Origin of the sequence: Amycolatopsis sp. NPDC005232 (assembly GCF_040607795.1) — a bacterium.
In the GTDB taxonomy this organism is placed as follows: Bacteria; Actinomycetota; Actinomycetes; order Mycobacteriales; family Pseudonocardiaceae; genus Amycolatopsis.
In genome coordinates this window covers 354,827-368,774 of the sequence record NZ_JBEXHL010000002.1, presented here as the reverse complement: position 1 = coordinate 368,774, position 13,948 = coordinate 354,827, and the positions used below count along the sequence as shown (strand labels likewise).

The 13,948-nt window shown below is 71.2% G+C and carries 9 protein-coding genes and 2 pseudogenes; 2 read left to right on the top strand and 9 right to left on the bottom strand.

The window, feature by feature from the left end:
• Positions 1–16: 16 nt before the first annotated feature.
• The 3 genes from ABZU76_RS05435 to ABZU76_RS05425 form a co-directional block, all read right to left on the bottom strand.
• Positions 17–2,515, bottom strand: coding sequence for an ABC transporter permease (locus ABZU76_RS05435; RefSeq protein WP_354865334.1), 2,499 nt, complete (start codon positions 2,513–2,515; stop codon positions 17–19).
• Positions 2,515–3,258: an ABC transporter ATP-binding protein gene (locus tag ABZU76_RS05430; protein WP_354865332.1), complete on the bottom strand. Its 744-nt coding sequence runs from the start codon at positions 3,256–3,258 to the stop codon at positions 2,515–2,517. Before ABZU76_RS05430 ends, ABZU76_RS05435 begins: the two co-directional genes overlap by 1 nt.
• Positions 3,259–3,334: 76 nt before the next feature.
• A complete protein-coding gene (locus tag ABZU76_RS05425; protein ID WP_354865330.1) occupies positions 3,335–4,102 on the bottom strand; it encodes an SDR family oxidoreductase in 768 nt (255 codons plus the stop codon).
• A 55-nt stretch (positions 4,103–4,157) separates the two neighbouring features.
• Between ABZU76_RS05425 and ABZU76_RS05420 the strand changes: the two genes are divergently transcribed.
• On the top strand, positions 4,158–5,054 hold the full coding sequence (locus ABZU76_RS05420; RefSeq protein ID WP_354865328.1) for a hypothetical protein: 897 nt from the start codon (positions 4,158–4,160) through the stop codon (positions 5,052–5,054).
• A gap of 356 nt (positions 5,055–5,410) precedes the next feature.
• Here ABZU76_RS05420 and ABZU76_RS05415 read toward each other — a convergent pair.
• Together ABZU76_RS05415 and ABZU76_RS05410 are read right to left on the bottom strand one after the other, a co-directional pair.
• A pseudogene (locus ABZU76_RS05415) lies at positions 5,411–6,055 on the bottom strand (hypothetical protein); the annotation flags it as partial.
• A 100-nt stretch (positions 6,056–6,155) separates the two neighbouring features.
• The gene (locus tag ABZU76_RS05410; RefSeq protein WP_354865326.1) at positions 6,156–6,596 is read right to left on the bottom strand and encodes a MarR family transcriptional regulator; all 441 of its coding nucleotides are present in this window, start codon (positions 6,594–6,596) and stop codon (positions 6,156–6,158) included.
• Positions 6,597–6,654: 58 nt separating this feature from the next.
• Here ABZU76_RS05410 and ABZU76_RS05405 point away from each other — a divergent pair.
• Positions 6,655–6,852: pseudogene (locus ABZU76_RS05405) on the top strand (SDR family NAD(P)-dependent oxidoreductase); the annotation flags it as partial.
• 355 nt (positions 6,853–7,207) lie between these two features.
• On the opposite strand, the gene clpB reads toward ABZU76_RS05405, so the two are convergent.
• From clpB to ABZU76_RS05385, 4 genes are all read right to left on the bottom strand, one after another.
• On the bottom strand, positions 7,208–9,802 hold the full coding sequence (clpB, locus tag ABZU76_RS05400; protein WP_354865324.1) for an ATP-dependent chaperone ClpB: 2,595 nt from the start codon (positions 9,800–9,802) through the stop codon (positions 7,208–7,210).
• 94 nt (positions 9,803–9,896) lie between these two features.
• Positions 9,897–11,084 carry an MFS transporter gene (locus ABZU76_RS05395; RefSeq protein WP_354865322.1) on the bottom strand — a complete coding sequence of 396 codons (1,188 nt, stop codon included), beginning with the start codon at positions 11,082–11,084 and terminating at the stop codon, positions 9,897–9,899.
• Positions 11,085–11,298: 214 nt separating this feature from the next.
• Positions 11,299–13,386: an MFS transporter gene (locus tag ABZU76_RS05390; RefSeq protein WP_354865986.1), complete on the bottom strand. Its 2,088-nt coding sequence runs from the start codon at positions 13,384–13,386 to the stop codon at positions 11,299–11,301.
• 36 nt (positions 13,387–13,422) lie between these two features.
• Positions 13,423–13,908 (bottom strand): MarR family winged helix-turn-helix transcriptional regulator, encoded by a 486-nt coding sequence (locus tag ABZU76_RS05385; protein WP_220245242.1) that lies wholly within the window; start codon positions 13,906–13,908, stop codon positions 13,423–13,425.
• Positions 13,909–13,948: the final 40 nt, after the last annotated feature.

Genomic DNA, 13,948 nt, shown 5'->3' with positions numbered 1-13,948 from the left:
CCGACAAGCCCGCTCGTCACTCGCCGAGCGCGACGGCCGTCACGGGCCGCGCCCGCGTGGCCACCCAGGCGGGCACCAGCGACGCCACCAGCGCGAGCACGGCGGCGGTCGCGACCACGGTGAGGTAGATCCCGATCGGCCCGGTCGGCAGCGGCGAACCCGTGGCCACCAGGCAGAACGGCACGATCGCACCCGCGGAGACGACCGTGCCGAGCACCACGCCGATCGTCGCGATCAGGCCGCCTTCGACGCCCGCCATGCGCAGCACCTGCGTACGCGTGAAGCCGCCGAGGCGCTGCAGACCGAACTCGCGGCGACGGCGCGCGGTGGCCATCACGAGCGTGTTCACCACGGAGATCACGGTGTAGCCGATGATCATGCCGATCATCAGGTAGTTGACCCACGCGCCCACCGCGTCACCGGTTGCGTGGGCGGCGAGCAGCGACTCGCGGTCGCCGACGGACACGGGTTGGCCGGCGGTGGCCGTGGTGAGGCTCGCCGTGAGCCGCGCCTGGTCGACGCCGGGTGCGGCGCGCACGAGCACCTGCGGCGCGAGGCCCGCGGTGGTGTGGGCGGCGAGCAGGCCGGCGGGGAACAGCAGCGTCTCGAACCCGGCGCGCTGGTCGACGAGCGCGACGACGCGAACGGTCACCTCGCGCCCGTCTCCGAGCCGGAGCGTGACGACGTCGCCGACTCCGCGGTGCAGCTCCGTGGCCACGCTCGCGGGCAACGCGACGGCGTCTCCCGTGAGCGCGTCGAGGCTGCCTGCGGCGACCTTCGCCGATGTCGTCTGCGCGGCGCTGCCGGCGGTGAGGCCGAGGGCTGCGTGGCCGTCGTCGTCCTGGCTGTCGTCGTAGGGAGCGGTGACGAAGACCGTGCTGGTCACGTACTCCGACGCGGCGGCGACGCCCGGTGCGTCCTGCACCCGCCGGAGCAGCTCGGGGCTGACGCCGGCCGGGGCGGCGACCACGGCGTCGGCGCGCAGGTCTTCGGTGAAGGCCTGCTGCGACACGGCTTGTGTGGTCGTCTGCAGGTAGATGTTGGCGGTGGCGATGCCGACGGCGAGCATGATCGGCGTGACGGCGCCCGACACCCTCGTGGCCGCGGCCCGCGTGTTGGCCAGCGCCAGCCAACCGGTGACGCCGCCGAGTAGGCGGACCGGCGCATGCAACAGCATCGCCACGAGCTTGGTGACGCCGGGACTGATCGCCGCGACGCCGATCGCCCACAGCATCACCGCGGGTCCCGCCGTGCTCGCCGCGATGGGACCGGTCATCACCGCGAGCGTCACGATTCCGAGCGCCGTCCCACCACCGAAGCAGAGCACGGCGACGATCAGCCGCAACGGCGTGAGCCACCGGCGTTCGACAGCCGCCTCGGCCAGCGCCTCCGTCGGTCGGATCCGGCTCACGCGCCGGGCCGCGACCACGGCCGCGAGCACCACGGCGAGCAGTGTCGCGCCGGCGGCGACGACCATCGGCAGCCAGCCCTGGTGGAAGCGCACGACGTCGGGTGCGACGCCGGCGTTCGTCAGAAGGCCGAAGAGCCAGCGGCCGAGCAGCGGGCCGAGCGCGGCGGCCACGGCGATCGCGAGCAGGCCGATCGCCACGGCTTCGCCGAGCACCATCCGGCGCAGCTGTCGCCCAGTTGTGCCGATTGCGCGCAGCAGAGCCAATTCCCGGCGGCGCTGCTGCGTCGCGAGGCCCAAGGTGCTGGCGACGACGAAGAGTGCGACGAGCACGGAGAGGCCACCGGAGACGGCGGAGAGGACCACGAGGTTGGTGCCGCTGGCGTCGGCCTGCGGGAACTCGGCGTGGCCGCGGTCGTCGCCGGTGAGCGCGACGACCCCGTCGCCGAGGTTCAGGCGCGCGGCGACGCTGGCGGGGTCTTCGTTGGTGAACACGCCGAAGTCGGCGACCTGGTTTCCGGCCAGGCGCGCGGCTTCGGCGGCGGTGAAGAAGATCGTGGGCGCGGTCGTCGACGCGGTGGCGACGCCGGCGACCCGGTAGGTGCCGGTGGTGCCGTGGGCAGCGAGCTGGATGGTGTCGCCGGGTTTCGCGGTCACGTCGGCGACGACGATCTCGCCGTCGCCGGGAGCGTGGCCCGAAATGAGCGTGAACGGCGTGAGAACGGCGGAATCCCACGCGTGGCCGGTTGCCGGTCCTTGCGGCAGTGCAACGGGAACGCTGACGTCACTGACCACAGTGGACACACCGGGCGTCGCGCGGATCTTGTCGGCCAGCGCCGGATCCAGGCGCACGGTCTCCGGCAGTGCGACAGCTTCGGTCTTGAGCTTGCCCTCGCCCGGATCGCGTTTGGGCAGCCGGATCTCCTGCTGCCCCGCAACGACGATCGGCGCGGCCGCCAGCCGCTGCGGGGGCGCGTCGGCGCGGATGCCTGTCTCCATCAGGCCACCGCACGCTGACACGATCACCGCGCCGAGGAACGCGGCCACGAACGTCGCGAGGAAACCGCCTTTGCGCAACCGAAGCGTGCGCAGCGCGAGCCGGAACATCACGCACCACCGACCGCGACAGCGCCGGCCCACGCGCCGAGGTGAGTCATCCGCGCGGCGACGGCGTCGGGTGTCGGGTGGGCGAGCTCGCCGGCGACGCGGCCGTCGGCGAGGAAGACCACGCGGTCGGCGTGCGCGGCGGCGACCGGGTCGTGCGTCACCATCACGACGGTGAGCCCGCCGCGCACGGAATCCCGCAGCAGGGCAAGGACTTCGGCCGCGGTCCGCGTGTCGAGGGCGCCGGTGGGCTCGTCGGCGAAAAGCACGGCCGGGCGCGCCACGAGCGCCCGCGCGATGGCCACGCGCTGCTGCTGGCCGCCGGACAGCTCGCCCGGGTGGTGCCGGCGCCGGTCGGCGAGGCCGACGTGCGTGAGCATGCGCGTCACCACCTTGCGGTCGACGCGGCGGCCGGCCAGGCGAAGCGGGAGCACGACGTTCTGCTCGACCGTCAGCGCGGGCAGGAGATTGAAGGCCTGGAAGACGAAGCCGATCCGGTCGCGGCGCAGCTTCGTCAGCTGCGTCTCCGACAGCTTCGCGAGGTCCTGGCCGTCGAGGTGCACCGAGCCGGCGGTGGGGCGGTCGAGGCCCGCGGCGCAGTGCAGAAACGTGCTCTTGCCCGAGCCCGAAGGCCCCATCACGGCGGTGAACCCGCCGCGCGGGAACACCAGGTCGACGCCCGCCAGCGCGGTGACCCGCCCGTAGTCCTTCCGCACGGCCCGCAGCCGCACCGCCTCATCCGTCATGGGGAAAACGCTAGGCAGCGAAGGCGGTTCGCACCCTGGTGCCAGCTCGCCGGGAAGGGGTGGGGGCAGCCCTACCTCACGTGCGGCTCCGGTTGCCGAACCCAGCCGAGAGCCGGCGCAGCACCCCGCGTGGCAGCAGGCCGGTGACGGCGACCAGCGCCTTGTACTGCAGGCTCGGCACGGAGATCACCTTGCCGCGGCGCAGGTCCGTGAGCGCTTCGTCCACGACCTGCTCGACGCCGAGCCAGAACGCCTTCGGGGCTTCCTTCTCCAGGCCCGCGCGTTCGTGGAACTCCGTGGTGGTGAAGCCGGGGCACAGGGCCATCATCCGTACGCCGGGTGGCAGTGACGTCGCGATGCCTTCGGTGAACGACGTGACCCAGTTCTTGCTGGCCGTGTAGGTAGAGCCCCGGCCGGAGAAGAAGCCGGCGACGCTGGAGACGTTGATGATGTCGCCGTGGCCGCGCTCGACCATGCCGGGCAGCGCGGCGCGGGTGAGGCGCAGGACGGCGGTGACATTCACGTCGAGCTGGCGCTGCAGCGCATCGGGGGAGATCTTCCAGAAGTCGCCGGAGAGGCCGAATCCGGCGTTGTTGATCAGCAGGTCTACTGGTTTTTCGGCGAGTCGTTCCTCGACCTTCGCACGTCCGTCTACTTCGGACAGATCGGCGGGGAGAACCTCCGTGCCGACTTGATGGCGTTCTGCCAATTGCTTGGCGAACGCCTCGAGGCGCTCTTGGTCGCGGGCGACGAGCACGAGGTCGTGTTTCTCGGCGGCGAGCGTGCGCGCGAACTGCGCCCCGATGCCCGCGGTGGCTCCGGTGATCACGGCGGTGACGGTCATGGGGCGAACCTACCTGCAGTCGCGTTTGTCCGACTGGCGAAGTATGGTCCGGCCCATGGGCAAGCACACCCAGCGAATGCCCGGCTACCTCCCGAAGGTAGCCGCCGGTGCGGCACCCTTCGCACTGCTGCTCGCCGGCCCCGCGTCCGCGCCGGCCGATCCCACTCTTCCCCTCGACGGCCTGCCGCTGGACCTGCAGCAGCTCGGCAGTCTCGACCACTCCGTGCACTCCTCGGCGGCGTCGGTGGGGGTCGTGCGCGACACCTCCGTGGCGACGCGGGGGTTGCCGGTGCCGGCGGCTTCTTCCCTGACGCAGGCGGTGTCCGACACCATCGGTTACGGCCCTCCGGATTCACTCACAGCGGTGAAAACGACAGATGGGTTTTCGCAGTCACAGCACCACGAACTCCGAGCGGGCTCGCCGGTGCGGCTGATGGCGGGGAACTCGTCGCGGGTCACGTCTTCCTCGCCGGGCTCCAGTCATGGTGCTGCCGCAGCGGAGGGCGCCTGGCTGCCCTACGGCGTCGACGTCCTCACCGATTCCTCCGGCGACGTCGGTTCCGGGCGCTTCGCCGGAGATCTCGGCGGTGGCGTGGGGGTGCATCGGACGTCCGGCCACGCCGTGGACTTCGGCGGGCTGGGTTCAGTGGCGGCCAACTCGGAGCAGCACGGGACGGGTCGGTTCGTCGGCTCGCTGGACTTCTCCGACGTCGGCCGGCGACACCTCGCCACGGCGGACGTCGGGCCGGTTTCGGGCTTCCTGCTGACCACACAGTCGTTGTCGGGCAACGGTTTCCGCGGCGAATTCGCAGCGGCGGACGCGGCTTCGGCACGGGTTTCGACGGGGACTTCGGTTTCGCCGCGCGTCGGGCAGACGCAGTCGGTGGGGGTGACGGCGTTCGGGACTCCGGTGGTGCCGGACGTGGTGTTTTCCACGCCGCTGTTGGGTTGAGACTGGCCTGAAGGTGCTGGGTTGAGCCCGACATGAAAAACGGCCGCCTTTCGGGGCGGCCGTTTTCGCGTTCGGGATCAGTCTTCGTCGACGTCCGGGTCCGGTTTCGTCGACGGGGTGGCCGGGACGGAGCCGTAGGTGCTCGGGCCGCTGGAGGGGGTGCGAGGCTCGGGCGGGGTCGGGGCATCGGCCGGGCGGGTTTCGACGGGGGTCGTCGCGCGGGTGTCGACCGGGGTGGTCGCGCGGGTGTCCGCCGGGGACGGGGCGCGGGTGGCCGAGCGGGGCTCCGAAGCAGACGCCGTGGCAGCTGCCCCGGGCGCGGGGGTGCCGGCGGCGGGGGTCCAGGTGCGGCCGGTGTCGTAATCCTCGTCGAAGGGGTCGACGATGTCGGCGATCTCGCCGAGGTCGCGCAGGAGGCGTTCGAGCCGGGACGGCCCGGCGTTGGGCACGACGCTCGCCAGCACCCATTCGTTCTCGAGCCACGCGACGCCGACGTCGCCGCCGAGCTGGTCGGCCGCGTCGACGAGTTCCTGGGTGATGACCGCGCGGGCGCCTTCGGAGTCGTCGGCGAAGGCGTAGCGCTGGCCGATCGGGCCGAGCATCTCGGGCATGTTATCGCGCTGGAACGGCACGCTGGACAGCCACATCTCGACCGGCACGCGGTGCGTCTTGTTGCAGCGCACGGCCACGACCGTCGCCGGGATCTGGCCTTCGGACTCGATGTCGAAGATGAACACCGGGCGGCGACCGTCGGAGGTGAAGGTGGAGCCCGCGACGACGTTCACGGCCGCGTCGGCGCCGAAGTAGCCGATCGCGCCGCCCGACCACTGCCGGGGCAGTCGCTCGTCCTCCTCCACGAACTGCCAGCCGCGCAACTGGGCCCAGCGCATGCGCTCGCGATTGCGCGAGCCTTCCTTGGCCCGGTCGGCCGCGAGCAGGCCGAGCCCCGCCACCAGCGCGACGGCGGCGATGACGAACCAGATCCACGCCGAGATACCCACGACGGTGAGGGTATCGCTGCTCGGCCGTTACATCCGAACGCCCGCACCGTGTCGGCGCGCCCCTTTCGAGACGGCCCTCCGCGCCGGGTCGACAAATCGGTTAATCTCTGGGCTTTTTCACGGTTCGCAGGCGGTCGAGCGCCGCTTTCACGGTCGCGACGTCGTCCTTGCTCAGGGGCGCGAGCAGGTGCTCCCGCACGGCAGCGGCGTGCACGGGCCGCGCCCGCTCCGCCTCCGCCCGGCCGAACTCAGTGAGCAGGACCTCGACGCCGTCGTCCGCGGGCTGCCGCTCGACGAGCCCGCGCTGCTCCATCCGCGTCAGGTGGTGCGACAGCCGGCTGCGGTGCCAGCCCATCGACTCGGCGAGCTGGTTCTGCCGCAGCCGCCCCGCGTGGTCCGCCAGGCGCGTGAGCACGCCGAAGTCCGGATCGGACAGTCCCGTCGCCGCCGCGATGTCCTCCGCGACGCGGGCGCGCACCGACTCCGCCGCGTGCTTGAACGCGTGCCAGAACTCCAGCTCGTCGCCGGCCAGCCGATCCACAGCGGGTCACTGTACTGCCTCGTTGTCATGACAACACCCCCCGAGGTGCGGTGTTGTCATGACAACACCCACCGCTCTCGTGACCGGCGCGGGCAAAGGCATCGGCAAGTCGATCACGGCCGGCCTGGCCGCCCGCGGTTTCGACGTGTGGCTCGGCGCCCGCGACCGGTCCCGCGGCGCCGCGGCCGCGGCGGAGATCGGCGGCCGCTTCGTCCGGCTCGACGTGACTTCCGACGAGCAGGTCGCCGCCGCCGTGCGGACGATCGTCTTTCCAGGACGGCCGCGAACTCGCCTGGTGACGGAACCGGACCGATCACGACGCCGAGCCCGCGCGAAAGGACCACTCGCCACCGAACGACGGCGCGATGGGTCCATTCGCCCTGCGCCGCTGAGCACGGCCGGTCCACTCGTGCTGCGGCGGAGGTACCAGCTGACCACTCGCGCCGCCAAGCCCGCGCGAAAGGACCGCTCGCCGCCAAAGCCGCGGCATCACCGGTCCACTCGCTCCCCCAGGCGAAACGAACCGCCCCGAGCCAGCCCAACCGACCCACCCCACAAATGCAGAACAGCCCTCCCACCGAAGTGGAAGGGCCGTTCAGAACCAGCAGCCGTCAGACGCGCTCAACCGTCAGCGTGTCTGCGGCCTCCAGCTGCGGGATGTCCACCCGCACAGTGTCACCATCGCGGATGTCCCCCGACAGCAGCTTCTTCGCCAGCTGGTCACCAATCGCGGACTGCACCAGCCGACGCAACGGCCGGGCCCCGTAGATCGGGTCGAAGCCGTTCAAAGCCAGCCATTCGCGCGCCCCATCGGTGACCTCCAGGTGCAGCCGACGCTGCGCCAGACGCGCCGCGAGCCGTGCGACCTGAATGTCCACAATAGACGTCAGCTGTTCCGTGCCGAGGGCGTGGAACACCACGATGTCGTCCAGCCGGTTCAGGAACTCCGGCTTGAACTGCCGCTGCACGCTCTCCAGCACCGCGTCGCGACGCTGGTTCTCGTCCAGCGACGGGTCGGCGATGGCCTGGGAGCCGAGGTTCGACGTCAGGATGAGGATGGTGTTGCGGAAGTCCACCGTCCGGCCCTGGCCGTCGGTGAGCCTGCCGTCGTCGAGGACCTGCAGGAGCACGTCGAACACGTCGGGGTGCGCCTTCTCGACCTCGTCCAGCAGCACGACCGTGTAGGGGCGCCGCCGGACGGCCTCGGTGAGCTGGCCGCCCTGGTCGTACCCGACGTAGCCCGGCGGGGCACCCACGAGCCGCGCCACCGAGTGCTTCTCGGAGTACTCGCTCATGTCGATGCGCTGCATCGCGCGTTCGTCGTCGAACAGGAACTCGGCCAGGCCCTTCGCCAGCTCCGTCTTGCCGACGCCGGTCGGCCCGAGGAACAGGAACGAACCCGTCGGACGGTCGGGGTCGGCGACACCGGCCCGCGCCCGCCGCACGGCGTCGGACACGACCTGCACTGCCTGCTCCTGCCCGATCACGCGACGGCCGAGCTCCTCCTCCATGCGGAGCAGCTTGCCCGTCTCGCCCTCGAGCAGCCGGCCGGCGGGGATGCCGGTCCACGCGCTGACCACGTCGGCGACGTCGTCCGCGCCGACCTCTTCCTTCAGCATCACGTTCTGCTGGCTGACCTCCGACGCGGCCGTGGCCGCCTCGAACTCCTTCTCCAGCGCCGGGATCCGGCCGTAGCGCAGCTCGGCGGCCTTGCCGAGGTCACCGTCGCGCTCGGCGCGCTCCGACTCGCCGCGCAGCTGCTCCAGATGCTCCTTGAGCTCGCGGACGCGCTCGATCGAACCCTTCTCGTTCTGCCAGCGCGCGGTCAACGCGGTCAGCGTCTCCCGCTTCTCCGCCAGCTCGGCGCGCAACACCGACAGGCGCTCCATCGAAGCGACATCGTCCTCCTTGGACAGTGCCATCTCCTCGATCTCCATGCGCCGCACGGCGCGCTCCACCTCGTCGATCTCGACGGGGCGCGAGTCGATCTCCATGCGCAGCTTCGAGGCGGCCTCGTCGACGAGGTCGATCGCCTTGTCCGGCAGGAACCGCGCGGTGATGTAGCGGTCGGACAGCGTCGCGGCGGCCACCAGCGCGGCGTCCGTGATGCGGACACCGTGGTGCACCTCGTAGCGCTCCTTGAGCCCACGCAGGATCGCGATCGTGTCCTCCGGCGACGGCTCGCCCACCAGCACCTGCTGGAAGCGCCGCTCCAGAGCTGCGTCCTTCTCGATGTGCTGGCGGTACTCGTCGAGCGTGGTCGCGCCGACCATCCGCAGCTCACCGCGCGCGAGCATCGGCTTGATCATGTTGCCCGCGTCCATCGCGCCCTCGCCGGTGGCACCGGCGCCGACGATCGTGTGCAGCTCGTCGATGAAGGTGATGACCTGGCCGGCCGAGTCCGTGATCTCCTTGAGCACGGCCTTCAGCCGCTCCTCGAACTCGCCGCGGTACTTCGCGCCGGCCACCATGGACCCGAGGTCCAGGGCCACCACGCGCTTGCCCCGCAACGATTCGGGCACGTCACCGGCGACGATCCGCTGGGCAAGGCCCTCGACGATCGCCGTCTTGCCGACGCCCGGCTCACCGATCAGCACCGGGTTGTTCTTGGTCCGCCGCGAAAGCACCTGCACGACACGGCGGATCTCCGTATCGCGCCCGATGACCGGGTCGAGCTCACCGGCGCGGGCGCGCTCGGTCAGGTCAACGCCGTACTTCTCCAGCGCCTTGAACGTGCTCTCCGGGTCGGCGCTCGTGATGCGCGCCGAACCCCGCACCTTCGCGAACGCCTCCTGCAACGCTTCCGGCGTCGCTCCGTGGCGCTTCAGCAGGTCCGCGACCTGGCCACCCTCCGTGGCGAGGCCGACGAGCAGGTGCTCGGTCGACACGTACTCGTCACCGAGTTCGGTGGCGAGCTTCTGCGCGTGCGTCAGCGACTTCACGGCGTTCGTGTCGAACTGCGGGCTCGACACGGTGGCGCCCGTCGCGGACGGCAACGCGTGGACGATCGGGTCGAGTTCCTTGTGCACCACCGCCGGGTCGGCCCCGACCGCGGTCAGCAGTGGTGCGGTCAGTCCCTCACCCTGCGCCAGCAGGGCGCCCAGCAGGTGGGCGGCCGAAACGTGCGGGTTGCCGGCCATCGTGGCCGCCTGTGCCGCCGACGAGATCGCCTGCTGGGTCTTCGTGGTCGGGTTGAAAGCGTCCATCCCTCACCTCATGCGCTCTGTGAAAAGTCCAGGTGACAGCCCTGACCAAGGACCATCGACTTGTACAACGTCAGAAAACTTGAGTCTGTTCCGCTCAACTCTGAACCGGCGTCACCGCGTCCGCCGGAAGCCTCGGTCCCAGCCTGCCCAGGCCCGCGACGGCGAAGCAAGCGCAGGTGCCGACCAGCACCCAAGGTAACCACGCCGACACGGAGAAAAGTGCCACCACCGCCGGCGCCAGCACCTGCGCGACGGTGAACGCGTACTGGAACGCTGCCAGGTACCGGCCCTTCGCTTCCGGCGGGGCCGCGGCCTCGGCGAGCGCGCCCGAGCGCGGCCCGAAGACCAGGTCGCCCGCGGCGTAGACGAGCGTCGCGGCCAGCAAGTACGCCACCTGCCAGCTGCGCGGCACGACCAGCGCGCCGAGGCTGACCACGCACCACGCGGCGAAGAGCGCCGATCCGCCGCGCATCGCCGCGACGCGGTTGAGCCGGCGCGTGAGCCGCAACGCGACGGTGCCGCCGACGCTGGTGACCACCGTGAGCAGGAACAGGATCGCGCCCGGCAGCCAGCGCGGGCCGTGGAGCAGGTCGAGCACGAACACCGGCGTGCCGATCAGGAAGAAGTCCAGCGACAGCCCGAACATTCCGCTGAACAGGATCAACGCCAGGTATGGCCGGTTGCGCAGCACTCCGCTGCGCGCCTTCGGGTACGACGTGCTTCGCCGCTGCGGCCGCACAACCCCCGCGATGAGCACGGCGGCCACCACGAACGTCACGACGTCCACCGCCAGCGCCACGCTGTACCCGCCGTCGCCGATCCACATCAGGATTCCCGACGACGTCAGCGCGCCGAGCCCGAAACCGGCCGCCCGCACCATGCCGACCTCGGCGAACGGCCGGTCCTTCGGCACGTCGCCGGCGACGTCGGCGATCAGCGCGTAGAGCGAGCTGTAGAAGAGCTGCTGTCCGGCCGCCAGCAGGATCGCCGCCACGACGACCGCGGTGACGCCGTCGGCGATCAGGTACGCCGCCGCCCCTGCCGCCTGCAGCAGCTGCGCGCCGACGATCACCGCTCGTGGCCCCGTGCGGTCCACGAGCCGGCCCGCGAGCGGCGGCACGACCAGTCCCGCCACCGTCCCGAGCGTCACGGCCGTGCCCGCCAACGCGAGCGGGACGCCGACCACGCGCGTCACGTAGACCAGCGCCAGCGGCAGGAACAGGCCGGAGCCGAAGTTGTCGATCCCCAGCGCGCACAACAACGCGACCCGGCTCCGCGTCACGTCCTGGACGCTACCGCCGGGGCAGGACCCGAGGTCAGGGCCGGACGGAGACTTCGCGAGCCGCCGAATGCCACTGGCGGTAGAGCGGGCTTCCCCGGCCACGTCCGTCCGGTTGACCGGGGAGGGGTCCCGGCGTGGTCGACCTACCTTGCGAAGTACGGAAACGGCTCGAGCCCCGGCGTAGGGGGCCGGGGCTCGAGCCGTTTCTCCAGGGTCAGAGGTTCAACGTGCCGCTGTGCCGTGCGAACTCCGGCTCGGTCTCCAGCACCACGTCGTGGTGGGCCGGAGTGCCGAGGTTCACCGCGAGCGGCTCGGCGTGCGGCGCGTGGCCGTACGCGGTGACCGTCAGCGTGTACGCGCCCGCCGGCACCTCGTCGAGGTCGTACGCGCCGGCGCTGCCGCTCAGGCCGGAGCCGACGACCGTGCCGGCGCTGTCGGTGAGCGTCAGGGCCGCACCGGCGACCGCGGCGTGGCGCCCGGCCGTGCGGACGCGGCCGGTCACGCCGCCCGTGCCGCCGAGGAGCAGGTCATGCCACGCCGGTGTGCCGGTGAGGCGCACCGTGGACACGGCCGGCGGGAGCGAGCCGGCCGTCGCGAGCAGCACGTACTCGCCGGTCGAGCCCGCCGCCAGGGCGAACTCGCCGTTGCGGGCGCTGCGGCCGACGTCGACCTGGCGGCCTGACGCGTCCGTGAGCGTGAGCACGACACCAGAGACGGGGCGGCCGTCGGCGTCGAGGACGCGGCCGCGCAGGGCCGTCGTCACGTCGGCCTGAGTCGAGGCCGAGGGCGCCACGACCGGAGTGGTGTCGGCGTCGAGAGTCCGGCGCAAGGGGACCTCCTTCATGAAAACCACTGCCAGCAGCGTCACCACGGCGATGAAGCCGGCGAACAGGAACACCGTGCCGGTCGCGTCGCCGAACGCCGCGCGGACGATCGGCTGAAGCGCGGCGGGCAGGCCGTCGATGTCGAACGTGCCGCCACCGCCGTGCACCGCGTCGCCGGCCGGGAGGCCCAGGCTGGTCAGCGATGACGTGATGTTGGTGGCCACCTTCGCCGACAGCACCGCGCCGAGCGCCGAAACGCCGGCGGCGCCGCCGAGCGAGCGGAAGAACGTGACCACCGAGGACGACGAACCCATGTCCTTCATGGCCACGGTGTTCTGCACGACGAGCACCAGGTTCTGCAGGAGGAACCCGAGCCCGATGCCGACCATGGCGAGGTACCCGCCCATCAGCGTCAGGTTCGTCGTGTGATCCACCGTGCTGAGCAGGAAGAGCCCGGCCGGCAGCAAGATCCCGCCGGTGACCATGAACGGCTTCGTGCGGCCCGTGCGCGAGATGACCTGTCCGGCGGTCGTCGACGCGACGGCCAGGCCGAGCACGAGTGGCAGCGTCATCAGGCCCGCGTGCGTCGGCGAGAAGCCGCGCGAGATCTGGTAGTACTGCCCGAGGAAGACCGAACCGCCGAACAGCGCGGTGCCCACGGCCAGCGAGCCGAGCACCGAAAGCGTGAAGGTGCGGTTGCGGAACAGGCGCAGCGGCACCACCGGCTCGGCGGCGCGCGATTCCACGAGCACCGCCAGCGCGAGCGCCACGGCAGCGCCGCCGACGTACGCCACGCTCGTCCACGAAGCCCACGCGAAGGTCGAGCCGGCCAGGGAAACCCAGATCAGCACCAGGGCCACGCCACCGACGAGCAGGGTCGCGCCCAGCCAGTCGATGCGCACCTTGCGCTTGAGCACGGGCAGGTGCAGCGTGCGGCCGAGGACCACGAACGCGATCACGGCGATGGGCACGCAAACCCAGAAGCACCAGCGCCAGCCGAGCGGCGAGTCCACGATCAGGCCGCCGATCAGCGGCCCGGCGGCAGTGGCGACAGCGAAGACCGCGCCCGTGTAGCCCGAGTAGCGGCCGCGTTCGCGCGGGGCGATCATCGCGGCGATCACGACCTGGATCAGTGCCTGGAGGCCACCGAGGCCCACGCCCTGCAGCGCGCGGAACGCGATCAGTTCCGGCATCGACTGCGAGATGCCGCCCAGCGCCGAGCCGATCGTGAAGATCACGATCGCCAGCTGGTACAGCAGCTTCTTGCTGAACAGGTCGGACAGCTTGCCCCAGATCGGGGTGGTCGCGGTCGACGTCAGCAACGTCGCGGTGACCACCCAGGTGTACTGGCTCTGGGAACCGTGCAGGTCGGCGAGGATGGTCGGCAGCGCGTTGGACACGATCGTCGACGACAGGATCGCCACCAGCAGAGCGAGCAGCAGGCCCGAGAAGGCCTTCATGATCTGCCGGTGGCTCATCTGCTCACCGGCGAGGTTGGTACTCAACTTCGTTCGTCACTTCCCGACTTCCGCCTGGTCCACGGCGCACTCGGGGGGCCCGAGCACGGCGCGAAGACCGTTGTTCAATTCCGCGAGCCGGGTCGTCAGGTCGGCGATCCGCTCTTCGTCCCAACCACCGAGGGCCTTCTCGAAGAACGCGATGTAGCGAAGCCGCCACTTCTCGACCTCGGCGAGCCCCTTCTCGGAGATGCTGATCAGCGACGCGCGCCCGTCCTCCGGGGCGGGGCGGCGGTCGACCAGGCCGGCGGCCTGCAGCTGCGAGATCTGGCGGCTGACCACCGAGAGGTCCACGAGCTTGCGCTTGGCCAGCTCGGAGGGCCGGGCTTCACCGTGCTTCGCGAGGTCCGACAGCAGCATCCCGGCGGCCGGGTGGAGGCCGGGTTCGGCTTCCCAGGCCTGCATGATCCACAGGTGCTGCAGCTGTGAAGCGGACCGGAGCTCGCGCATCAGTTCGACCCTGACGTCGTCGGCAGAGCTCATGGGCTTTCCTCCCGGGCCGGACACTGTTCGAGCGCCCACT